The following is a 23705-nucleotide window of genomic DNA, read 5'->3' as shown; positions in this document are numbered from 1 at the left end:
CGGGATTTAGATGGTGGTTGTAAGAGGACAGTTCTTATAAAATAATTTACAGCGTCGGACTCACCACCAATACATTCTCCAAACCTTTCCACATAGCATCAACGCTATCAGCGGACGTTTCCACACACAAGACAATCAAATCCCAATCGCTAGGTGTAACGTTATATGCAAAGTTGGTCATACCAAGCCCATAACTATCATTAAAACTTAGCATCGAGGTAATTGCACCACCAAGCGCAATCGGTGAACGGGTTAACGCACTAAAATTAACCGTATTCTTACTATTCTCTACATGCGTATTTTGCGCAAGCCATTCCGCCAATAAAAACGGTAACCAAACAAACTCATTACTGCCCAACACTAAGATACGCTGTGGCAACTGTTCTTTATCAAACTGCTCTTTCTCAGGTTGAGCTTGCTTGTTAAAAACGTTAAAGGCAGTTTGAAACCTTAAAAGATAATGATCAAACCCATCGGTGCTATCTAGGGTTGGGAAACGTCCCCAATTGCCAGTATTACCTAGCGCTTGACTGCCTGCTTCAGTTGTATCAACCGATGGCATCGTTATCGGTTCGGGATTGGGTGCATCTGTCCAAGTCCATGCACCGGACAGTAGATGATGACGTTGAAAGTGGATATTGGGCAGGCGTTTTGCGATTTGGTCAGATACAGCCTCATTTACATCGGCTGCATTCTGATTCTGGTTTAAAGACCAATCAACCAAAGTGGTAAGATGTACTTGCTCTAGTTGGTCAAGTCCTGCGTTACGAAGGGCAGTGACGACATTGACGCAAGTATTGCCCGTCGACGCTTCATCATCCACCATAATCAAGGTCTTGCTCGCTAGCAGCTGCGCTTGGGTCACTGTATCTGCACTTTGATAAATGAGATGCTGGCTGGCATGACTGTGGTCTTCGCTGAAAGTGGTTAATAAAGAGTCGCTGCTACTGTCCTTGCTGCTACTGTCCTTATTGTCATCATGTTGCGCATGACGCGTAGAGTTCAATAGTAAGGCATTGGGGTAACGCGTTTGTAGCGCTTGATGTACCCCCGCAGATAAGCCAACCGCCGTCTCTGCCATACCAATGACTAAAATCGGCTCAGGCAAATCGCTAGGAACCAAATTCGCCAAGTCAGTAAAAGCATGACGCATGATGCTAGGAGCCACTGGAATATGACGACCTAATACTTTTGAGACAAACAAAAAGGCACGTTTTGGGTTAATGCGTTGTGCAAATCCAAGTAAGTCTTCTAATTGATAATCATTACTTGGTTCTGCCCCATTTTTCGTAATGGCTGAATTGGTTTGATAGGTTAAATCAAGATTGCCGCGTGGTAGGGTAATGGTGCAGACATAGCTTTTTTTCATGGAAATACTGTTTGTAGTCATATAAAGGTTTCAACGTTATTGAGTGCTAAAATCGTAGTGTTTCTTTTGCAAGGTTTAGTTCTTGAGCTTTTTCTTGAAGTACCAGTTTTACAGATTCAGGTAAGTGAGTGTATTTGTCAGGATGAAAGTCTTTGATCTTTAACCTATAAGCTCTACGCATTTCTTCGATAGTAGCTCCTTCTAACAAACCAAGAATCTTTAATGCTTTTAGATTATCAGAAGCTTCTGTAGGTTTGTCTTGGTTTTTAAGGGTTTCAAAACCAGAGTAAACATCCTCTAATATTTCATTGCTAATGCCCATTAATTTGCTCAGATTTTTAATCTCTGCTAGACCTTTTTCTATATGCAACCATTTTCCTGACTCTAAGTTATTGATTATTATTCGAGCTGATGCATAGAAAATAGTATTCTTATCATTAGTAGTATTTGCTCTATTATTGAAATCCTTAACACATTCTCTCAAATCTATTGAAGTACCTGATAAGATTTTCATTTGATTTTTTAAAAAATCTCGTTCTTCTGGATTGTTTTCTATGTGATTTGAAAAAACATTTTTGATAACTTTAATGTTGTCTTTGGACCAAGATTTTGAATCATTGGAGTCACCTTTTTTTATGGAGTAGTAAGCCAAAATTTTTATTGTAGGAATGAACCATTCCATAAGTAAAAAAGAGCTAGAGCTTATACGAATTTCCTCTTGAGATTTGAGTTTATCGAGAATAACGCCATCCTTTAAAAGCGTAATATTAAAATCTAAGGTGATGTCTTTATTTCTAGGCAAAATTAAAGCATTGATAGGCACACTTATTGAGTAAGGACCATTATTATCGTTATTGCGAGCACCAGTTATAAAGTTGCCTTCTTCATCATTAAAAATATCATAATAACTTTTTACATTTTGTCCCTGATAAGCAAGTTCAAGAATAACAACTTCTGTTCCATAAGGAATAGTATCCATACTTAAGTGTAGATACTTGCCCTCTAGCTTCGTAGTGTAGGAATAGTTTCTAGTGGCAGTATTATCTGAAACACTTTCATCATCATTTGACAAAGCACCTATTATGAAAAAAACAGCAACTAAAATTATTATATAAATCATATCTATTTGCTTACTTTAGTTATTAATTTTTATTGGAATTTTTTCTTACATTTGTACTAAGATTTTTGCTTTGTATATATGGTTTGAAATAAAAAAGGTGCAAGTATTATTACGTGCCATTAGAATTGATGCTCTGCGCTTGCTGTACCTACGCAGATAGAAATTGCTAAAAACTCATTTGAGTAGCAGTGTATGCTTTTAAAAGTTGGGTAACTATAACTTTCTAATTATTTAAGTTGGATTTTATCAAGGTCAAAATCTTAAAAATAGGGTGTAGCTCAACACTTGTTATTTCTAAGCCGGGTTATTATGATAGCGCGTATCGAAATAATCAACTACTAAATAAATCAAGTGTTTAGATGTATTTATTTAAGGTTTGTCGACACTATAGTGAATCATTAACCCTGACAACCTACCAACCACAAAGCACCGCGACTTTGTTTGCTTAATTGAGGCGTGGTCAGCGGCGCAGCTGTCGTGCGTAACATGCCAGATGAGTCAGATAAATTATCTAAACTAATTCCAGCGCTCGCGAGTAGGGCGGATAATAACTGAAATTTCACCGCATAGTTCATATTTTGTGCATGCTCATGGACGAGGCTGGACGTTACCATGCCGATAACTTCGCCAGTCGGCAGTAATAAAGGGCTGCCACTAGAGCCTGGCTGAATAGGCGCAGTAAATTGCAGATAGCGAATATCATCGCCAAACCCTGTCAGTCCTGAGATGCAGCCTTGCGTTACTTGTAATTGGCTACTCAATCCTGATAACGGAAATCCCAAGGTGGTGATGGTTTCACCCAAATTATCAGTACAACGCTGTGCTAAGGGTAAATAACTTGGCAGCGGCTCGCTTACTCTAATAATGGCTGAATCACTACCGATATCGCTGATGACCACTTGCGCTTCACGATCGGGCTGCCCTTGCTGACGCACACCAATCATCGCCGCCGATTCAATGACATGATAACAAGTCAGTAAATGATAGGGATCGATAGCAAACGCTGTCCCTGTCCAAGTTTCACCAGACTGAACTTGTCTGGGCGGACGTGCGTCACTGTTAGGATAACCTTGCTGCTGTGCGCGCTGGGCATCTTGGATGAGGGCATGCGTATCTGGCGGACGCATATCAAGACTCACTTGCACACGATTCTCAAGACTTGCCAGTCCTTGGGTGGAGCTTTCACCAAGGGCGCGGCATTTAAATTGTCCATTGCGTCGGTATATCTCTAATATGATCGCCGCTTTAACATGGCGTTCGCTTGCGGTAAATTCATAACGAATATCGCCTTCATTGAGGGTTAAATTTACTTTGCTTAATTCAACGGCAGGTAAGTTTAGGCTTGGATCATGATAAACATAAGCAATCAGTTGTAAAAAGCTTGCACCTTGTTTATCAAACAATGCAGGCAAATCCAATTTCCATGCATTTGGATCATCTTTGCTATTGAGCTGCGCCCATTCCTTCGGTTCATGAAGATAAGCAGGACTACAAGCGGCTTTGCGATGCTCATCCAAAGGTAGCCATAATAGCCCAAGCTGCTCGCCAAACTTTGACTGATCTGTCGTTGCAAAGGCGACCGAACAATTCGATGTCGCGATGACCGTATTTGCCCCTAACACTAACGTGGTTTGTGCTGTCATCGTTTGCCTCTTATTGAATATATTCGGTTGTCATGGATGTATTATTGTCGATTCATTGCCGTCAGCTTTTTATATTATTATTTTGACTTATTCAGTGATGTCTTCTTCAACTTTTACACCGACCATAATTGAGCGTACTTGGCAGGGGGTAATTTGTTGCGCGATATCAGCCAGTATCGGTTTATCGGTTAAGCCCAGCCAATAGGCAAATCCAACTTTGGTTAAATCCACACCGCTATGGGTGGTGTAGTCGATGCCACCAGAAGGGCGACTATTAATCTCAAGCACACGGTGCTGACCGTCATCATCAGCTTTGGTTTGCACACTGACGATGCCATCGCAGCCAAAGGCTTTTATGAGTGGAATGACGACATCCATGACCGCTTGCTCGTAGCCGATATGCTGAATTTTCCCTGTTTTATAGCGGGTGACAGCAGCCAATACTTCTCCATATTCGCAAACGACATCGATAGAGTACTCTTGCCCTGACAAGTAAGGCATTAGCAGCATGGGAATTGGGCGTTCCTGCACCATGACACTGTTAGCATAGGCATTGATAAATTGCGTGGTATTGATTTTTTTCTCTTCGGTAAAGTATAAATGCTCAAAGCTATCGTACTGTTCCCCATCATTTTTGGCTAAATCTAATCGCCAAAACCCTTGAGCGAAAATACCCGTAACCGGTTTGACGCATAATGGTTGGTGACCGTACGTAGCAAGTAATGCTTCAAGCTCTGCGACATTATCAAAGCGCCACGCCTCGGCAACGGGAATATCATGCTCATGACACTGCTGCATAAAGGCAAACTTATCATCTATCACTTCTAACGCAGCCACACTCGTTGCACCCGTCAATAAACGAATACCCGCTGCGTCAAACGCCTCATGGTGGGCTTCGTAATCAATACCATTGCGCCCAGTGAGCAACACTTTTACGTTGTTTTTCTGCGCTTGTTCTAACACAAACTGCCAACGCGGCATCAATGGCTCAACATATTCCAGCACTGCTTGCTCATCGTTCTCTGCGGTGCTAGTAGAAGGCTCGCGATAAACGCTATCGGCAAATTCAAAAATCTCAGGTCTATTGTGGCGATGTGAAGCGATAATGTTGAACGGAGTATCAGCGTGATTTTTCAGGGTTTGCAGGCTGGCTAACATATCACGCTGGCTTGACTGACCTTCAGCTAACCAAACGGCAGGTGACGCGGCAGTGGATGTTGTATGATCGTTATCGTTAGCAGGGGTTTTCATAATTCTCTCAGCATTATCGTAGGTTTTAGATATAATTGAATAATTCAGTATGGTCATCGCAACACCATCAGGAATATAAGCAAGCCGTAGTATTGCTAATAGTAGGGGCTATTATATACAAATGCTAAGCGTTATAAATGCTGCTGACAAAATAGCATGAAGGATTTGTAAAAATATTTTTTAGGGTCATTGGCACGCTATTGAACGGTCGTACGCTTTAAAAGTCAGCGGCCATCCATGCTACTATATGACAATTATTAGCATAACAAACACACGCACATAATAAATAATTCAAAGGATGTATGATGAGCCAAATCCAACCTCAAAAACTGATTGCTGGTGCCAATGCGCCACTGCCAACAGATCATATTAGCATTCGTATTTTAAGCCAAAGTGCGGTCGATTGCGCGGCATATCGCCTGACCACTGACGGTAAAGTACGCGGCGATGGCGACATGATATTTTATGGGCAGACACGTAGCGATGATGGCAGTGTGAGTTTCCGTGGTCATGATAGCGATGGTTTTTTTGATATTAATTTACCGGCGCAGCCTGCAAATATCGAGAAGATAGCATTAGCGTTTTCTAGCGCGCAGACGCTTGCGCAAGTTGGCGATGTCGATATTCAAGTCTTACAAGGCAGCCAAGTGCTGATGACTTGCCAACTAAGTGCAGCTGGACGTAATGAAAAAGCCATTATTTTAGCGGAATGTTATCGCCGCCAAGGTAGCTGGAAGTTCCGTTTTATCGCCCAAGGTTTTGAAGGTGGTTTAAAACCTTTGTCTGAGCATTTTGGTGTAGAGATTGACGATGAAGCGCCCGCTCAAAGCCCTGTACAAGACCAGTCACAAGGTCAAGCTCAGCCCATCAATACGCAGCGCTCAATCAATACGCAGAAAGCAGGTAGTGCACCTCAAACAAGCACGCCGCCGCCAATTCCTACAGCTTCTCCAAATCCGTCAATTAACTTAAGTAAAATCACTTTAACCAAAAATCAGTCTAGCATCAACCTAAAGAAACGTGATGACTTTGGTAAAATCTCTGTTAACTTAAACTGGAACCAAAATCCGACTGCCAATCAGCAAGCACCCAAAAAAGGCTTGTTAGGCGATCTTTTCAAACAACATAAAGCGGGCGGTATTGACCTTGATGTTGGGGCGATGATTCATCTAAAAAATGGTGAAAAAACCTTGATTCAAGCCTTGGGCAATCGCTTTGGTAGCTTAACATCAGCGCCTTACGTGTGTTTGCGTGCTGATGATAGAACGGGACAGGTAAGCGGCGGTGAGTGGCTAGATATTAACGGTCAGCAGTGGTCGCAGATAGAAGAAGTGTTTATTTTCGCCTTTATCTATGAAGGCGCACCCAATTGGGCGCAAACAGATGGTGTCGTGACCATTCATGTGCCCGACCAACCCCCGATTGAGACACGTTTGACAGAAGGGACAGGTAATTTGCCAATGTGTGCGATTGCGCGTCTGGTCAACCAGCAAGGTAGTATCAACGTTGAACGTATTAACCAATATTTTAAAGGACATCAAGAGATGGATAAAGCCTTTAACTGGGGCTTTAGCTGGAAGCGAGGGAGTAAATAACAGCTTTAAAAATATTCTTTAGCACACGTAAAAAAATAGCCCATCTAATTATAGATGGGCTATTTTTTATCAATAACGTTGCTTTAATAGCTCATTTTAACGGATGAAGGCTAATCCAACTAAAGTTTTGAATCCTTTACGCATGCGGCGTGATAGCAGGCATCAAGTCATGGAAAGTACGACCAGAAACCGTTTCACCAATCGCATGCATTTTCCACTCATTATTATGACGATATACTTTTGCCATAATCATCGCGGTATGCCCACCTTGCGCTGATAAATTGTAGCGCGCGACTTCCTGATTGTTATTGGCATTGACGATGCGGCAAAATGCATTTTCTACCGTTTCAAAGGTTTGACCAGTGAAACTATTGACCGTAAATACTAGAGAGACGACATTGGCAGGGATTTTTGAAAGATCGACATTGATAACTTCGTCGTCACCATCGCCGTCGCCAGTGCGGTTATCACCAGTATGGACGATACTGCCATCTTTTGATTTCAGCTGACTGAACCAAATCGCATCGATGGCTTGTTTATTGGTATCAAACATGATGCACGAGGCATCTAAGTCAATCGAGTCGCCGCCGCTACCACCACCGAATAATTTGCCCAAGAACCCACCTTTTTTATCTTGAGGGTTTTGAGCAACGTCCCAACCTAGACCCAGTTTTACTTGAGTAAGCTCGCCGCCCGCTTCTTTGCTTAGGGAGATTTTCTGACCTTTTTGTAAACTAACTGCCATGTGATATTCCTTATACTACAGTGTTATAGTAATTGTGAGTAGAGGGTTAAATAAAGTCTATGATGACGAGGAGTCGTTGTAACATACAGCTTTAAAAACATAATAATAGCTATAAGATATTGCCAAGTAAGCCGCTATTGCCGCCGCGACCGCCGGAGCTAGTCCCTAAGACGCTTTGTAGCCAGCCTTGGTAACTATCACGATTACGAGAGCAGATAATGACTTTGCCTGAGCCTGAGAAGTTTAAAACCATACCTTCGCCACTGGTGACCGAATTGATAATATTGCCCATGAAGCCTTTTTTCTTACTGGTGGCGACTGACAGTTTGTATTCCAAACGCGAGTCCCAACAGACCACATGACCGTTATCAATGATGACGTCTTTACCAGGTTCGACATCAATCTCAAACAATGAGCCAAAACCCGATACCACTACCTGACCTTGACCTTGCGTCTGCATCACCATAAAGCCGCCAGTATCACCAAAGACGGCGCCACCTAGGTTACGTTGAATCTTAGCCTTCACATCGACACCCGTTTGCGCCGCGACAAATGCGCCATCGCTTAATGTATATTGCTGCGCACCGCAATCAATGATTTGCATATCACCGTCGAGCGTTGGCGCAAGTAAACAATCGCCTTCTCCATTGACTGCTTCGATTTGCTGTTGAAATAGTGACTCGTCGTTGGCAAAACGACGCATAAGTGATTGCATCAGACCGCCTTGTAGCTTGCCTTTTAGCTCAAGGTTTGATTCCATCATCACCATTGCATTGGCTTCACAATAGATAGAGTCACCTTTTTTGAGATTACAATGAAGAAATGGTTCAATGGTACCGATTAAGCTAAACGTGGCGGTCATAGGGTGCGAATCCTTATATCAGTATTCTATATGTTTGTAAGTTATGTCTGTAAGTCGGCTTAACCATAGATTTTCGCTAGCCTATTACTTTTAAAGCCATCAAATGCGATAGTAAGGCACACTTGATGGCTTTTCGAGCTTATATTATTAGCGCTAAATGTTAGTCAGCTCTTAAACATTAACGCCATAAGAAGCCGCTAATGGTCCAAGACCACCGCTGAAGCCTTGACCAACGGCACGGAATTTCCAGTCACCACTATGGCGATATAATTCACCAAAAATCATCGCGGTTTCGGTGCTACCGTCTTCTGATAAGTCATAACGTGCGATTTCAGCATCGCCATTGTCGTTAACGACACGGATGTAAGCGTCACCCACTTGACCAAAGTTTTGATTGCGGCTTTGACCTTCATAAATAATCGCACAGATAGCGACTTTGCTCACGTCAGCTGGAATGCTAGCAAGATTGATTTTGATTTTTTCATCATCGCCGTCGCCTTCACCAGTACGGTTATCGCCAGTGTGCTCAACCGCGCCATTGTCTGATTTTAAGTTGTTAAAAAAGATGAAATCTTGGTCATTACGTACTTTGCCCGCTTCATTGACCAAAAAGCCAATCGCATCTAAGTCAAACTCTTGACCGTCAGTAGCACGTGGATCCCAGCCAAGACCGACTGTAATATTGGTTAAACCCGGCGCTTCTTTTGATAAGTTTACGTTGCCGCCTTTCGTTAAGCTAATAGCCATATAAATATCCTTTTGATTAATAATTGAGTGGATTGAATGATAAAAAAAATGAACTAAAATAGTGCAGTGGTCGATATATAAATGCAAACAATGAATAAATTTACTCGTATGCCACGCCCTGCATATCATTACGATTTACTATACTAAGCGATTGCTTACTAAGCAAGGCGTATTTTGTGTGATTACGATATGATTACTAAGGGACATATCAATGCTGCAAGTCTGATACTTTTTAACCGTCCGAGCAACAGTCGTTAAGGTGTTGTTATCAAAAAGTAAATTAGATCGTCAGGCAGTGCAACATAAAAAAGCACTTATTCAACGGATGTCAAATAAGTGCTTTAAAGCAAAAACGGGTCATACCAACTGCTTTGGTACAACCCGTCTATTTTTAAACTAACTTTATCTATCCACTTTATACTGTTTGATATTAAAAATTTTTGCTTGGGTTTTTAACATCGAACGAGCATCAAGTAATTGATTTGGCTTCTCGCTTACGATAATTGAGTGAAGCAACAAACGCCCAACCAATAAAGGTAATACCAATCAGACCAGTGATAAGCTCTGGTACATGGAATTTCACTGATAGCAGCATGATGATAGCTAAAGCACCGATAGCATAATGCGCGCCATGCTCAAGATAGACATATTCATCAAGGGTGCCTTTGTCGACCAAGAAGATAGTCATCGAACGTACAAACATCGCACCAATAGCCAGACCTAGCATAATAACGATTACGTCATTAGTAATCGCAAATGCGCCAATCACGCCATCGAAACTGAATGAGGCATCAAGGACTTCTAGGTATAAGAAACCGATGATACCACCTTTCATAATCGCGCTAGTTGCAGCACCAGTACTATTACCTTGAGCATCTAGTTCTTCTTCAAGATCACCCTCTAACATACCAGAAACCACTTGTACGCCAAGGTAAACTAAGATGCCCCATACGCCAGCGATTAGAACCGCAGCTGATTGCTCAGGCTTGGCAAATGATACGGCAATCATCAAAACGATAAGCGCGACAAACACGCTCATGGCATCGACTTTGCCTAATTTTGCCAGACGGCTCTCAAGCCAATCGAACCAGTGTACTTCTTTTTCATCAAAGATGAAGTTTAAGAAGACAAGCAACAAGAAAATACCACCAAATGCTGAGATTTCGGCATGATGCGCCAATAGTCTGGCTGAGTATTCTTTAGGGTCGTTCAATGCCAAATCGATTACTTGCATCATACCAAGGTCGGCAGTAACAGCGACGATGACAATAGGGAATACCAAACGCATACCAAAGACGGCGATTAAAATACCCACCGTTAAAAATATCTTTTTCCAAAACTCGTCCCAGCCTTTAAGGACTGAGGCGTTGACCACCGCATTATCAAACGATAATGAAATCTCCATGACGGCCAAAATAGCAGTAATAGATAGGGTGGTTATCATACCGCCCATACCGCCATGTGAATATCCCCACCATGCCGCGACCGCTAGGGCGATGGCGGTGAAAATAAAGTCTAAATAAAAATGTCTCATGACACATCCTGTCTGGTTGCATAAAGCTAAGGTCGGCCTACTATAGGCACAAACCACAAAAAAAGCGGTTATCGCTAACCACTTTTTTTGCATAATTCTAAACGAAACATAAAGCATTACTAGTCATTTAGCTATGAATAATTGTGACTATTTTGCAACCATATTTTACAGCCATTATCATTGCTAATGGTGAGTACAAATAGAGGGCTAATACCTGCTTTATATTTTGAGTTTAATGGTCATATAGTAGTCTAAGCATGAATAAGTTATCACATTAGATAACAACGCCATACTGTTGACACATGGCTTGCAAGCCGCCTGAATAGCCTTGACCAACGGCACGGAATTTCCACTCACCGTTGTGACGATAGACTTCGCCAAATACCATTGCCGTTTCAACAGAGTAATCTTCTGCCAAATCAAAACGTACGACTTCAGTGCCTGTCTCTTCATTCACGACACGAATAAAGGCATTGGCAACTTGACCAAAGTTTTGACTACGAGCCGCCGCATCATGAATAGTAACAGTGACGACAATTTTATCCACATCAGCAGGTACTTGAGTCAGGTTTACTTTGACGACTTCATCATCGCCATCACCTTCGCCAGTGCGGTTATCACCAGTATGCTCAACCGCGCCATTATCAGACTTAAGCTGGTTATAGAAAATGAAGTCATGATCGCCGCGTACTTTACCTGCTGTATTCAGTAAAAACACACTGGCATCAAGATCAAACTCAGCACCAGAAGTTGCGCGTTCATCCCAGCCAAGACCGATAAGTAACTTCGTTAAATTTGGGTCAGTTTTGGTAAGCGATAAGTTACCGCCTTTATTAAGTGATAAAGCCATGGTGTTATCCTTGTTATTAGAGTGATTAAGGGTTTGATAGTTAAGTTATATAAATAAAAACAATCGCAATAGTGGGATTAAAGCGCTCGTAAATATACGCTTCACGGTTGCTTAGCTATTACTTAGCTAGTATTTAGTGACGCTCTATCATAACAACAAAAAATGACCCAATCAAAGCCGATTGGGTCATTGTTATGTGTACGACAAGACTGACTATAAAAGATGGCGTCTAAATGCGGTGGTCAACCTTCATATCCATCCATAAACCTAAATTATCAGCCCTGACGATGACGAATCTCAAAGCTTTGATGAATAGGTTTTTTAATATCAAAATCAAAACCAATGGTTTTTTGCGTGATATCGACAATATCATAACGCTCAGTTAGTTGCTCATCGAGCTCAAAGCGGGTAAAGTTATTTGAAAAATATAAAATCCCGTCAGAGGTCAAGCGGTTCATCGCACGATTAATGAGGGCAGAGTGGTCGCGCTGCACATCAAAGGTACCTTGGAACTTTTTCGAATTCGAAAAGGTCGGTGGATCGATAAAGATAATATCAAATTGTTCAGTATTGTCTTTAATCCACTCAAAGATATCGGCTGCGACGAATTGATATTTATTACGGCTAACGTCCAGACCATTTAATACAAAGTTTTGCTTACCCCAGTCTAGATAGTTCTGTGACAAGTCAACGCTGGTGACTTTTTTCGCGCCAGCAAGCGCTGCATGTACACTTGCCGTACAGGTATAAGCAAATAAGTTCAGTACGGATTTATTACGACTGTTGTCTTTGATACGGGCACGCATATTACGGTGATCAATGAACAAACCCGTATCTAAATAGTCCGTAAAGTTGACGTAAAAATAAGCACCATCTTCACGTGCAACATGAAATTTACCACGCTTTTCTGTGGTGTTCTGTTTGCTATATTGGTCATTACCAGACTGGCGTGCACGGGTCTTGATAAATATTTGTTCACGGTTAATACCAAAAACTTCACGAATACCCATTAATGCCAAGTTGAAGCGTTTTTTAGCAGTCTCAGGTGGAATGGTTTTTGGTGGCGCATATTCTTGTACGTGCACATAGTCGCCATATAAGTCGACGGCGACTTTGAAGTCGGGCAAGTCAGCATTGTAAACGCGCAAATTACTAACCTTGTCTTTTTTAGCCAACTTCTTCAGCTTGGACAGGTTTTTTTGCAAGCGGTTGATAAAGTCTTGTCCCTCTTCCACTTCAATCTCACGTTTTTCGAAGCGACTAACGAGATTGCCCGTTTGTCCCGCAATCAACGTGCCATAGCGGAAATAAACGGTGATAGCACCATTATGACAGCGTAAGGTTTTTGGTTCTTTGATAGGTAAGATATCAACTTGCTCAACATTAGATGCCAATATGCCAAGCATCGGATCAATGCCGCTACCAGCAAAGCTGTCTTGCAAAATAAGCCCAATCGCCTGATATAACGGCTTAATCATCTCTTCGTCACCCAAACGTTCACCATAAGGTGGGTTGGTGATGATTAGAGGATTGCTCAATCGACCGTCATCGACTAGTGGCTTCAGAATAGTGCTCAGCTGGTCAAGCGCACGCGTCTCAAGATCAAGCAGTGGTAGTAAATCTTGCAAACCTGCGGCAATCAGGTTTTTCTCTGTTGCTAAAATCGCGCCGCTATCCGCATCAAACCCCAAAATCAGCGGTAATGTATCTGGTTGCTCATTAGCAATTGCTAAGGCTTCGCGGAAGCGTGTCTGGGCATCATCGATCATCTGTTGCCATAAGGCATCGTCATGATGCTGCCATTGATAAAAACCAAATTGATTGGCGGCTTTATCGATACCCACAGCATAATCGCAATGCATGAGTAGTGCTTCAATAATAAAGGTGCCAGACCCACACATTGGATCAATTAGCGCATTATAAAAAGGTGCATTGCCAGCTTCATTTTTCTTGTGCCAGCCTGCACTATATAGTAGAGCCGCTGCCAAGTTTTCTTTGAGTGGCGCTTCAGTCATCGCCACACGATACCCACGGCGATGCAAACTGGTACCTGATAAATCTAAATACAGCTCAGCTTGCTTATCATTCACGGTTGCAAATATAGAAAAGTCTGGATTTTTACTATCGACGTTAGGACGGCTGTCGTAAACTTCATTGAACGTATCTGCAATCGCATCTTTGATACGTAGCATCGCAAACTGTTGACTGACGGCGACACGCTTGTCGACCGACAGACGAATGGCAAAGGTTTGCTCTAAACTAAACTGCTCAATCCAATTGACCGATTTTGCCAAGCCATAAAGTTGCTCAGCCACATCGTATTCGGCATTGATGTTTTTGCGTTTAATGAGCATTAATACCCGCGAGGCGACACGTGACCACAAACAAATGCTATATAAGTCACGCAAAGTACCAGTAACTGCCAGACGGCCTGTACTTTTGATTTCGCTTGTAATACCAAAACTTGTCAGCTCAGTTTGGAGTGGTGCCTCAAGCCCATCGGCACAGGTGATAATAAGGTCAAGCGACAATTCTGGTGAAGCTGCTGTTAGAGGTGCGGGCGCGGTTGTTTCGGTCATACGGATACCTGTGGGCTAAATTGATAAGTAATGCACATCATAAAATAAGATGTTTAACCGCCAATTTTACCATAATTCAGGGCAGGATGGTTTAAAGTGGTGGTGTTTATCAAAGAGAGATTCAGCAACGCTACCTTTCACAAAATCATGCTTATCATACTGAGGATGAAAACCTTGAGCCTAAAAATCGTGGGGTAAATTGTCCAAAGGATAAATAATATAATGAGCTTATTTATCCGCTTTGATCAGTGGTGGTGTTTCTGATACGACCTGCGTCGTAGTTGCAAAAGGTTTAGTAGCAATAGGATAATCCACATCCTTTGGCATAAGCAGACGCATATGAGGATAAGGAGTAGAAATATTAGCGGCATCAAAGGCACGCTTGATATCTTCTTTTAGACCTTCTTTAATTTTGGGCATGCGCGCGACAGCGGCAGGCTTGACCCAAAAACGCACAATAAAAAACACTCCGTATTCACCAATTTCATCCACGGTGGCCGAGGTTTCAGGACGGCTGAGTACTACATCGGTATCAGTAAGCACCTGCAAAATTTCCTTGCGAGCAGTATCGACATCATCTTCAAAAGCGATACGCACACGAATATCGAAACGTATGAAGTTCTTGGAGGTTAAATTGGTCACCTCAGAGGAGGCAACGTTAGAGTTGGGAATAATGACGGTGATGTTGTCTCGCGTCAAAATATGGGTGGTGCGTAACGCAATGAGTACGACGCGACCCTCGTTGTCATTGATATGAATCCAGTCGCCAACCTGAAAAGATTGTTCGAGTAAAATGGTAATACCTGCAATGAAATTAGCAAGCGTTGACTGGGCAGCAAAACCGACTGCCAAGCCCACAATCCCTAAACCCGCGACCAATGAGACGATATCGAAACCAAATTGCGCCATGACGCTGGCAAGCCCGAGTACCAATAGCAGCACTGACAAGATGTTTTGAAGCAGCTGCTCTATAGAAGCATTGAGACCATAATGCTGTAACACCTTATGGATAATCTGTCCAGATGACGCCCAAAGTACATAATAAATACCCGCCCATGTACTGGCTTTTGCAGTGGCTTTGATAGTCTCTGGTTCAAAATAAATCTGGCTCATAATGGCAATCAGGCTGGCAACTATCCAGATATAACGCAAGACTGAACGAACAATCTTGGTACGGCGCTCATTCAGGCGGATTTTTGTCCTACTTTGCTTAAGGATATAAATGGCAAGCCAATAAAAAAATCCCAACACTGCCAGCAGTATTAGGATTTTGATGGCAGTACTAGCGAGCTCTACCGCTTGAGACGACCAATCAAGCGACTCTTCATCGACAGAGCCGCCAAGCGCAAGGTAGAGGCTAGTATGCAGGTCACGAACAATCTCTTTAAAAAAATCAGTAATACTAGCGATTGCCATTTTTTGGTCCATGCAGAGTTTTTTAAAGTATCTCAAGTCGTCAGTGCTACCAAACACAACATGAGTGATGATTAATACGGCACATCCTTGTTTTGAAAGTGTAGCTGAGCTGATGCTTAAAAGCTATCTTCCTGTGTGTCTTGGTACTGATAAGGTATTGCCATTTTGTGTTGAACATCGCGTAACGCGGTACGTAAGCCCTCTAATATCGTAGGATGATAAAAAGGCGTATCGAGCATGGCCTTAACACTCAAATCATTGGTAATCGCTGCCGCTAAAATGTGTCCAATATACTCGGCATCAGGACCCACCATACTAGCGCCTAAGATTCTATCAGTTTTTTTACAGCCATAGATATGTAGTAGACCACAGTTGACGCCCATCACGCGACTACGTCCTTGATTGTCGAAGCTAACGCTACCGATGACATATTCTAAGCTTGTATCCTGCTGAATGTCTGGTAGAGACATGCCGACGTTAACGATTTGCGGTGAGCAAAACACAATCGAGAAGGGCGTGGCGGGCGGGCGAATATGAGCGGCGTCTTCATTTTCGCAGACCATACTTCCAGCGCTATAGCCTTCATCGCTGGCCACATGCAATAGTGGAAGGTTGGCGTTGGCATCACCAACGATATAGATATCTAAATCACCAATCTGACCTGTTTTTTTATTCAAGTGCTTTGGACGATTTTTGTCGTCAAGTTTAACGCCTAAGTGTTCAACTCCCAGCGGCTTGATATTATTGCGGCGACCAGTCGCAACCAGTACATACTCACCTTGCCATTGTTGCGACTCTCCAGCACTGTCTTCATAATCGATGAACGCGGCTGAATGGTCACTATCCGTGGCTGTTTGCACGCCGACATCGTTGATTTTGCTACCCAAATGCATGGTCAATTCGCGGCTTAAGCAATCGATAGCTTTGTTATTGATATCATCGTCTTTGAGACCTGCAACACGTTTGACACGATTAAACAAAGTTACTTCTACGCCTAAGCGTTTAAAGGCTTGCGCAAGCTCTAATCCGATAGCACCTGTACCGACGACGGCCATTGTTTTTGGTAAATTTGTGAGCTCAAAGATCGTATCAGAGGTGAGCATGGCGTCACCAAGCTTATCTGCCCAGCCATCTGGGATAAATGGAGAGCTGCCCGTGGCGATGATGATTTTGTCAGCGGCAATCAGCGCATCATTGACTTCAATAAATCCTTGGTTATTGATATGAGCGCGTCCTGAGATTTTTTTGTGATTAGGCCAGCTATCTACTTGAGCTATGACGTAGCTAGCAAAATGAGCACGCTCGTCCCGAACGCGCTGCATGACTTGCTTGCCATCTATCTGGACAGTGGCATGGACGCCAAATTCAGCAGAGTGATTGGCTTCATACGCGCGATCAGCGGCGGCAATCAATAGTTTGCTTGGCATACAGCCGACCGCAATACAAGTGGTCGTCCAGAATCCATCATTAATAATAACAACATCATCATGGGTTTTACTGGCTTGACGAAAAGCATTTTGCCCAGCAGTACCTGCACCGATAACGGCAACAGATACTTGGCGAGTAGCTTTGGATGCTGTGTTATCCGCTGCAGTATCGGATTGTTTATTCATATGATTCTCAAGTTATAAGATGTTTAGTATTCAGGGCTGTTTTTTAGATGAGTTTTTTAAGAGATTCCTCTGATAAGAGATTGCTCCAAAAAATTATTAAAAAAACAATTTTAGCCTCTATTATCCAGCGTTTATCCTAATGATTATTAGCGTCTATTTTAAAATGCTTTTTTATGATTCTTGGCTTTATTGGTTAAGGTGCTAAAGTTTCAAGCAAACGTTCAGTGTAGCCTTTGGCACGTAAATTTCGCTGAGCATGAGTGAGCGTGCCATCTTTATCAAAGACAAAGGCTGAACGGACCAGCCCTAACGTTATTTTGCCGTACATATTTTTTTCTTTAATAACGTCAAAGTATTGGCATAATTTTTCGTCAGTATCGCTGATAAGGGCAATGTTTAAATCATATTTGGTGATGAATTTCTCGTGAGATTCAACACTATCACGTGAGACGCCGATAATGTCATAGCCTAAATCATCAAACTCATGGAGATGAGCAGTAAATTCGGTTGCTTGAGTGGTACAGCCTGGCGTACTGTCTTTTGGATAAAAGTACAGAATAAGTCCTTTATCAGTATTGGCAATCATCTCTTGGAGATTGATTTCATCATGGATAAAGTTGCCGGCAAGCTTTCGTACTATCGTCACTGGAAAGTCAGGTAAGGTTAGGTTTTCTGTGGTTGGTTTTGCCATTATAAAATCCTTATTCATTTTTGTTTATATCAGTATTTACGTCAGTGCTTACGTCGATTGATAATCTATGCTGTGTACTTATTATAAGCAGATTAGCAGCGATTCATAATCAGTTTTACACTTTGCGCCTGTATTGACAACAAAAAAGACTGGCAATAGCCAGTCTTTTGTATATCAAACGAGATGTGTATTACGCTGGTTTTTGTGGCTGTTTTAAATCTAAGCCAACGGTGCATTGCTGCAAATCTTTTTGCATTTTTTTGACGTAAGGCAGTCCAGACGGATCTTTTTTGTCTTGGGCATAGCTCTCAATTTCCCACATCTGACCGATGGTCATGTTGCTACGCACGCCAATAGTGCAATTGCATAGTTTGGTCGCATCGCCTTTGTCAGCGACTTTATACTTGACCGCACCATTAACGCAGGTATTGATGTTATTTTGCTTAATATCGGCAGCGTTTGCTTGTGGCATCACAAAAATGGCAGCTAAAGCTAGGGGTAATAATGGCAACAACTTCATAAATATCCTCTTACGGGTAGCATCAATTTTCTAAATCTTGTACTCAAAGTAAAGCAAAAGTACTCATAGCTCGTTGACTAATGTGGTTACTTATATCTTGTGATAAATACAATCGCTCATACCATAACAAGTATGTGAGTTAAAATACAACGGCGGCGTGCTGTGTTAATGCAAGCGAATGTTTCGCTAATGTTGATTGCTATCACGCTTTCATGCAAGTGCAATCCCATCATTAACTAAGATTGATAATGGGTTGGGTCAGTGATGCCCGCCTGAGCAAATCCTTGACGGCGTAGGGCACAGCTGTCACATACACCGCAAGCAAGACCTTGTGCATCGGCTTGGTAGCAAGATATGGTTTGCCCATAATCGACGCCCAATGACAATCCAAGCTCAATGGTTTTTGCTTTTGACAGTTGCTGTAAGGGCGTTTGAATGGATAAGTGATGACCGGTAACGCCTGCTTTGGTGGCAAGATTGGCCATATGCTCGAAGGCGGCAATATACTCTGGACGACAGTCAGGGTAGCCTGAATAATCGACGGAGCTGACGCCAATGACGATATGATTGGCATCGGTCACTTCAGCAACGGCTAGCGCATAAGACAAAAATATCGTATTACGTGCAGGCACGTAGGTGTTAGGAATAGCGTCGTTATCGATCTCATCACGCTTTTTATTAGGGAATTTATCCGTATCGCCATCAGGAACAATCATACTGTGATCTGTCAGCGAAGAGCCACCAAGCTGAGCGATATCAATATCAATGATTCTATGATTGACCTCGGCAGTCTCAGCGATGGCTTTTGCCGCGACCAGCTCACTATTGTGGCGTTGACCATAATTAAAACTGACCGCAGTCACCGATGCATAACGTGCCTTGGCCCAATACAAACAAGTCACCGAATCAAGCCCGCCTGACAGTAGCACAACGGCATTTTGGCTTTTATGCAGAGCATTTAAGTCAGTATCGAAGGCTTGATTATTAGAGGTACTTTGCGAAGTAACATTAGTCATAGTGGTATCTATTATTGGTTTGCGAAATGGGTTTGCGAAAAACGCCTATTTTAGCAAAAATACGCTCATTACAGAACCACGAAGCCATTATAAATACGATATGAAACCTTAATCAGCTCAAAAGAGAAATTTGTTTATAAAAGTGTGGAGCTATCAGCAGTGCTATGGTCGAATGTTCAGCATGCCCTGAGCTAAGCCATAAAAAAGACTGAATATTTAATCTGATAGTTTAATCTCATCTTTTCAATCTGTTAGCAAATTTTGTTATAATCGCTGCTTTTAGAGCCACTGTGCTATTACTTCCTTGCTAAAGGCTTTATCCTTCCATTTTTTAGCAAAATTCCCTTGTAAAGATATTGAGTAACTTATGACCGCAGCAACCTTGTTTACGCCACAAATTACGCCTGAAATCGATGATATGTCAGCTGATACAGGTTTGGATAATCATGCTTGGGACACTGATGGCGATAGTATGGAATATGAGGATGTTGCTGACGATCATACAAATGAAGAAGACAGTATCGCCGCTGCACCGTCAACGTCTACTGAATCAGCAGAGTTCCGTAAACTACAAAAGAAGCTGCGTAGACAAGTCTCTTGGGCGATTCGTGATTTTAATATGATCGAAGACGGCGATGTGGTGATGGTCTGTGTTTCAGGTGGCAAAGACAGCTATACCTTGCTGGATATTTTACTATTACTCAAGCGTATCGCCCCGATTAACTTTGATATCGTCGCGGTCAATCTCGATCAAAAGCAGCCCGGTTACCCTGAAGATATTTTGCCGGCTTATTTGAACGAGCAGGGTATCGCGCATTATATCTTAGAAAAAGACACTTATAGTATCGTTAAGAGCGTGGTGCCAGAAGGCAAAACTTATTGCTCGGCGTGTTCACGTCTGCGCCGCGGCTCGTTATACGGTTTTGCTAAGCAGATTGGCGCAACCAAAATTGCGCTGGGTCATCATCGCGATGATATGTTGGCGACTTTCTTTTTGAATTTATTTCATGGCGGCACTCTTAAATCGATGCCACCGAAATTGCTCAGTGATGACAAGCAAAACCTACTTATTCGTCCACTGGCTTATGTCGAAGAAAAAGACATCATCGAATATGCTCGCTTAAAAGAATTTCCAATTATTCCATGCAACTTATGTGGCAGCCAAACCAACTTACAAAGGGCCATTATCAACGATATGTTGCGGGAATGGGATGATGCTCATCCGCAGCGTTTGGCCTCTATTTTTAAGGCCATGCAAAATGTTGCGCCCTCGCAATTGGCGGATCGTGAGTTATTTGACTTTGAAACCTTGAGTCTTGATCGTGATGACAATGAGCGTTTGTTTGAAGGGGATAACATTCAAGCTGGGCAGACCGAGAGCTTGGCTGAAATTGGCTTACCTGTATCGCCAAAAACCCAAGCGTTCAATCCGAAGTTTGATCGTAAGCTGCTTTCGACAGAGTCGGATAATTCAGCAGAAAATAAGCATACGAATCAGAAAATTCCAACAATAAATCCTGTTATTTAACGATTCGCTTATTCGATATTGTTCAATGACATTTATAAAAAATAGCATAAACCGTTAGTGTAAAAAACCAGCTCATTATTGATAAATGGCTGGTTTTTTTTATGTGTTAATAAATTGATTATTAATCATGGTTATAACAGAAATTTTGTTAAAATCAACTTTCTGCAAAAACAGGTAATGGGTCAAAGCTAACTTTTGAACGTGGTAATTTCGCCACATCTTGCATGCGCCAGTCATCTTTACCATCACTACTTACTTGTAGATAATATTTTGCTTTTAAAGGATCTATATCTACCTGCGCACTGTATTTATTGCCTTCGACATGTTGAAGTACGACATCGTGATCTTTTTTGATATCGGTTGCATGCGAGATAGACAGCTCTAGTTTTTCAGGATAAGCCAGAGGACTACCATTCAGCAGTTTACCTGATTGCAGACTCTGTTCAGGATAATTTAGATAGAATACAACATCACCATTATCTGCAAACTGCATTTCGCCGTGCAAATCTAAGTCATAAGTCAGTTTGTCACGTGACACATCATGATAAAGCGTCTTACCATCCATATACCAGTCGTCACGTACCACGCTATCCCGAATTTGATAAGAGTAATAAACAAAAAAGATACAGGCCACTACGACAAATGCTGGCATGCCAATAACAAAAATAACCACCATGTAATTCTTATACCATGGCTGAGTATCTTGATGCTTAAAATTTGATGCTGGAGTAGACATAAAATACCTATTAATCAGATATCTGCTTATCAGATATCTATACACTGTATCAATGGATAAGCTGACAGCGAAACAGCTGCCAGTTTAATGATAAATCGTCCACCTGCTAGCCACTGACTCACAGGTGAAATATAGAATTATATACTAGGGCGCATCCTCAGTCTGAATGAAAGCACCTAAATGGATTAAAAATGGTTAAATTTTGCCAAACAGCTGGTTAATATACCGATATTATCTATACTATTTTCCCAGTTTGGCTGCCATTTATTGCATTTCTATTACCACTTTTAAAATGAGGACGCGCCCTAGCTAAGCTATCAATCGCTCATAAAAACCTACTGCCCTTGAGTAGTAAATACGTTTTGTTTACTGACTTTATACTGACCATCTTCACTGGTCACATTTAGGGTCACTGATGTTTGTTCAAAATCGATGACCTTAGGATCGCCATAAATACTCACAGGCATATCAAAGCTTTCACCTGCTTCTAATGGTACATCGTTGAATCGCAGCGCCAAGCTCAAACCTTCTTGTGGAGCAAGGGTTATTGTATAGGTATGCGGCTCTTGTGTTTTATTAGTCAGCTTGACGATATAGCTGTTTTCAATCATGCCTTGATTATTCACTGAAGACAACTGATTACGGTCACGGCGAATATCAATCTCTAACGGTACACGGTCCGTCAATGCATAAATAACGCCACCACATAAAATAGTAATAACGGCTAAATAAGCAAATAGACGTGGACTGATGACGCGGGTATTTTCTTTTTCTGACAACTGTCGTTCTGTCGTATAACGAATGAGTCCACGTGGATACCCGACTTTATCCATAATTTCATTACAAGCGTCAATACAAGCAGCACATTGGATGCAACCAACTTGCAAGCCATCTCGAATATCAATTCCAGTCGGACAAACCTGTACGCACATGGTACATTCGATACAATCCCCTAAATGTTCAGGATGGGTGCCTTTTTTACGTGCCCCGCGAGGTTCGCCACGTTCATAATCATAAGACACAACTAACGTATCTTTATCAAACATAACGCTCTGAAAACGACCATAAGGACAGATCTGTACGCACATCTGCTCACGCATGTAGCCCGCATTGGCATAAGTGGCAAAGGTAAAGATAAACATTGATACCCATACCCATGTTGGCCAATCAGGAATAGGAATAAAACCAATGGTTTGCCAGCTTTGATATAAATAATCTGTGCCAGCGACGTAACTGACAAAGGTTGCCGCGGTAATCACTGAAAATACTAACCAAATAAAATATATCAAAGAACGTTTAAAGGCTTTTTTTGCACTCATCGGTTCTTTATCAAACTTAATACGCTTATTACGATCACCAATGACCCACTTTTCAACATATTGATAAAGATGTGTCCAAATCGTCTGAGGGCAGGCATAGCCACACCAAACACGCCCTGCATACACAGTCACCATGAATAAAGTGAATGCGGCAATAATCGCAAAGGCGGCAATGAAGTAAAAATCTTGGGTCAAAAAAGTCATGCCAAAAATATAGTAATGCTGCGACGGAACATCAAGCCATATTGCTTGCCTACCATTATAACGTAACCACGGCAAAAGCAGAAAAGCGGCTAAAAGCGCATACATCGTGACGACACGAATGTTTTGATAAAAACCGGTGACAAACCTAGGGTGAACTCGATGCTTGGTCGCATCAAGGTCAATTTGCTGTACAGGAATTTTATTGGGTTGTGGTGCTGACATAAACGTGCCTCTTTTAAAAAAGAATCAGTTTGCTGGCATGATGAACAAACATCTTTAATCATCAGATGTATGAGTGTGTGATGTTATCAATGTCAGTAAGTAGCGGATAAAATATTGAACAGAAAAATATTTTAACCCATCTACC

19 protein-coding genes are annotated in these 23705 nt (G+C 42.0%); 2 read left to right on the top strand and 17 right to left on the bottom strand.

The features are described from left to right. Positions 1-46 precede the first annotated feature (46 nt). From Q6344_09575 to Q6344_09560, 4 genes are all read right to left on the bottom strand, one after another. Entirely contained in the window at positions 47-1369 is a 1323-nt protein-coding gene (locus Q6344_09575) for a phosphoribosyltransferase domain-containing protein (GenBank protein ID WLG12856.1), read from the bottom strand. Between the two features lie 46 nt (positions 1370-1415). Next, positions 1416-2489, bottom strand: a complete 1074-nt coding sequence (locus Q6344_09570; protein WLG12855.1) for a J domain-containing protein — start codon at positions 2487-2489, stop codon at positions 1416-1418. 398 nt (positions 2490-2887) lie between these two features. Continuing rightward, positions 2888-4132, bottom strand: a complete 1245-nt coding sequence (locus tag Q6344_09565; protein ID WLG12854.1) for a trypsin-like peptidase domain-containing protein — start codon at positions 4130-4132, stop codon at positions 2888-2890. An 87-nt stretch (positions 4133-4219) separates the two neighbouring features. Further along, positions 4220-5383 carry an ATP-grasp domain-containing protein gene (locus tag Q6344_09560; protein ID WLG12853.1) on the bottom strand — a complete coding sequence of 388 codons (1164 nt, stop codon included), beginning with the start codon at positions 5381-5383 and terminating at the stop codon, positions 4220-4222. Between the two features lie 305 nt (positions 5384-5688). On the opposite strand from Q6344_09560, the gene Q6344_09555 reads away from it, so the two are divergent. After that, positions 5689-6978: a TerD family protein gene (locus Q6344_09555; GenBank protein WLG12852.1), complete on the top strand. Its 1290-nt coding sequence runs from the start codon at positions 5689-5691 to the stop codon at positions 6976-6978. 136 nt (positions 6979-7114) lie between these two features. Here Q6344_09555 and Q6344_09550 read toward each other — a convergent pair whose 3' ends face one another. From Q6344_09550 to queC, 11 genes are all read right to left on the bottom strand, one after another. Then, a complete protein-coding gene (locus tag Q6344_09550) occupies positions 7115-7723 on the bottom strand; it encodes a TerD family protein (GenBank protein ID WLG12851.1) in 609 nt (202 codons plus the stop codon). 109 nt (positions 7724-7832) lie between these two features. Beyond that, positions 7833-8585, bottom strand: coding sequence for a TIGR00266 family protein (locus tag Q6344_09545; GenBank protein ID WLG12850.1), 753 nt, complete (start codon positions 8583-8585; stop codon positions 7833-7835). A gap of 171 nt (positions 8586-8756) precedes the next feature. After that, on the bottom strand, positions 8757-9332 hold the full coding sequence (locus Q6344_09540; GenBank protein ID WLG12849.1) for a TerD family protein: 576 nt from the start codon (positions 9330-9332) through the stop codon (positions 8757-8759). 469 nt (positions 9333-9801) lie between these two features. Further along, a complete protein-coding gene (locus Q6344_09535) occupies positions 9802-10866 on the bottom strand; it encodes a DUF475 domain-containing protein (GenBank protein WLG12848.1) in 1065 nt (354 codons plus the stop codon). Between the two features lie 274 nt (positions 10867-11140). Continuing rightward, the gene (locus Q6344_09530) at positions 11141-11716 is read right to left on the bottom strand and encodes a TerD family protein (GenBank protein WLG12847.1); all 576 of its coding nucleotides are present in this window, start codon (positions 11714-11716) and stop codon (positions 11141-11143) included. 275 nt (positions 11717-11991) lie between these two features. Then, on the bottom strand, positions 11992-14295 hold the full coding sequence (gene rlmKL, locus Q6344_09525; GenBank protein ID WLG12846.1) for a bifunctional 23S rRNA (guanine(2069)-N(7))-methyltransferase RlmK/23S rRNA (guanine(2445)-N(2))-methyltransferase RlmL: 2304 nt from the start codon (positions 14293-14295) through the stop codon (positions 11992-11994). A gap of 228 nt (positions 14296-14523) precedes the next feature. Then, the gene (locus Q6344_09520; protein WLG12845.1) at positions 14524-15711 is read right to left on the bottom strand and encodes a mechanosensitive ion channel family protein; all 1188 of its coding nucleotides are present in this window, start codon (positions 15709-15711) and stop codon (positions 14524-14526) included. Between the two features lie 116 nt (positions 15712-15827). Further along, positions 15828-17324, bottom strand: coding sequence for a dihydrolipoyl dehydrogenase (locus Q6344_09515; protein WLG12844.1), 1497 nt, complete (start codon positions 17322-17324; stop codon positions 15828-15830). Positions 17325-17517: 193 nt separating this feature from the next. After that, a complete protein-coding gene (locus tag Q6344_09510) occupies positions 17518-18015 on the bottom strand; it encodes a peroxiredoxin (GenBank protein ID WLG12843.1) in 498 nt (165 codons plus the stop codon). Between the two features lie 190 nt (positions 18016-18205). Further along, entirely contained in the window at positions 18206-18535 is a 330-nt protein-coding gene (locus Q6344_09505) for a hypothetical protein (protein ID WLG12842.1), read from the bottom strand. Positions 18536-18771: 236 nt separating this feature from the next. Next, complete coding sequence (gene queC / locus Q6344_09500) at positions 18772-19488, bottom strand: 7-cyano-7-deazaguanine synthase QueC (protein ID WLG15191.1); 717 nt, start codon at positions 19486-19488, stop codon at positions 18772-18774. A 430-nt stretch (positions 19489-19918) separates the two neighbouring features. On the opposite strand from queC, the gene ttcA reads away from it, so the two are divergent. Next, positions 19919-21079, top strand: a complete 1161-nt coding sequence (ttcA, locus tag Q6344_09495; protein ID WLG12841.1) for a tRNA 2-thiocytidine(32) synthetase TtcA — start codon at positions 19919-19921, stop codon at positions 21077-21079. 154 nt (positions 21080-21233) lie between these two features. On the opposite strand, the gene Q6344_09490 is transcribed toward ttcA, so the two are convergent. Further along, positions 21234-21815 carry a FixH family protein gene (locus Q6344_09490; GenBank protein WLG12840.1) on the bottom strand — a complete coding sequence of 194 codons (582 nt, stop codon included), beginning with the start codon at positions 21813-21815 and terminating at the stop codon, positions 21234-21236. 335 nt (positions 21816-22150) lie between these two features. Beyond that, positions 22151-23560 carry a cytochrome c oxidase accessory protein CcoG gene (gene ccoG / locus Q6344_09485; GenBank protein ID WLG12839.1) on the bottom strand — a complete coding sequence of 470 codons (1410 nt, stop codon included), beginning with the start codon at positions 23558-23560 and terminating at the stop codon, positions 22151-22153. Positions 23561-23705: the final 145 nt, after the last annotated feature.

The sequence above is a fragment of the Psychrobacter cibarius genome, from assembly GCA_030686115.1.
Taxonomy (GTDB): Bacteria; Pseudomonadota; Gammaproteobacteria; order Pseudomonadales; family Moraxellaceae; genus Psychrobacter; species Psychrobacter cibarius_C.
The sequence above is the reverse complement of the archived record's forward strand: the minus strand, read 5'-3'. Positions and strand labels throughout refer to the sequence as shown.

Excerpts from the sequence above, each read along its gene's own strand:
- Q6344_09575 (WLG12856.1), bottom strand. The coding sequence starts at position 1,369 with ATGAAAAAAAGCTATGTCTGCACCATTACCCTACCACGCGGCAATCTT.
- Q6344_09570 (WLG12855.1), bottom strand. The coding sequence starts at position 2,489 with ATGATTTATATAATAATTTTAGTTGCTGTTTTTTTCATAATAGGTGCT.
- Q6344_09565 (WLG12854.1), bottom strand. The coding sequence starts at position 4,132 with ATGACAGCACAAACCACGTTAGTGTTAGGGGCAAATACGGTCATCGCG.
- Q6344_09560 (WLG12853.1), bottom strand. The coding sequence starts at position 5,383 with ATGAAAACCCCTGCTAACGATAACGATCATACAACATCCACTGCCGCG.
- Q6344_09555 (WLG12852.1), top strand. The coding sequence starts at position 5,689 with ATGAGCCAAATCCAACCTCAAAAACTGATTGCTGGTGCCAATGCGCCA.
- Q6344_09550 (WLG12851.1), bottom strand. The coding sequence starts at position 7,723 with ATGGCAGTTAGTTTACAAAAAGGTCAGAAAATCTCCCTAAGCAAAGAA.
- Q6344_09545 (WLG12850.1), bottom strand. The coding sequence starts at position 8,585 with ATGACCGCCACGTTTAGCTTAATCGGTACCATTGAACCATTTCTTCAT.
- Q6344_09540 (WLG12849.1), bottom strand. The coding sequence starts at position 9,332 with ATGGCTATTAGCTTAACGAAAGGCGGCAACGTAAACTTATCAAAAGAA.
- Q6344_09535 (WLG12848.1), bottom strand. The coding sequence starts at position 10,866 with ATGAGACATTTTTATTTAGACTTTATTTTCACCGCCATCGCCCTAGCG.
- Q6344_09530 (WLG12847.1), bottom strand. The coding sequence starts at position 11,716 with ATGGCTTTATCACTTAATAAAGGCGGTAACTTATCGCTTACCAAAACT.
- rlmKL (WLG12846.1), bottom strand. The coding sequence starts at position 14,295 with ATGACCGAAACAACCGCGCCCGCACCTCTAACAGCAGCTTCACCAGAA.
- Q6344_09520 (WLG12845.1), bottom strand. The coding sequence starts at position 15,711 with ATGGCAATCGCTAGTATTACTGATTTTTTTAAAGAGATTGTTCGTGAC.
- Q6344_09515 (WLG12844.1), bottom strand. The coding sequence starts at position 17,324 with ATGAATAAACAATCCGATACTGCAGCGGATAACACAGCATCCAAAGCT.
- Q6344_09510 (WLG12843.1), bottom strand. The coding sequence starts at position 18,015 with ATGGCAAAACCAACCACAGAAAACCTAACCTTACCTGACTTTCCAGTG.
- Q6344_09505 (WLG12842.1), bottom strand. The coding sequence starts at position 18,535 with ATGAAGTTGTTGCCATTATTACCCCTAGCTTTAGCTGCCATTTTTGTG.
- ttcA (WLG12841.1), top strand. The coding sequence starts at position 19,919 with ATGACCGCAGCAACCTTGTTTACGCCACAAATTACGCCTGAAATCGAT.
- Q6344_09490 (WLG12840.1), bottom strand. The coding sequence starts at position 21,815 with ATGTCTACTCCAGCATCAAATTTTAAGCATCAAGATACTCAGCCATGG.
- ccoG (WLG12839.1), bottom strand. The coding sequence starts at position 23,560 with ATGTCAGCACCACAACCCAATAAAATTCCTGTACAGCAAATTGACCTT.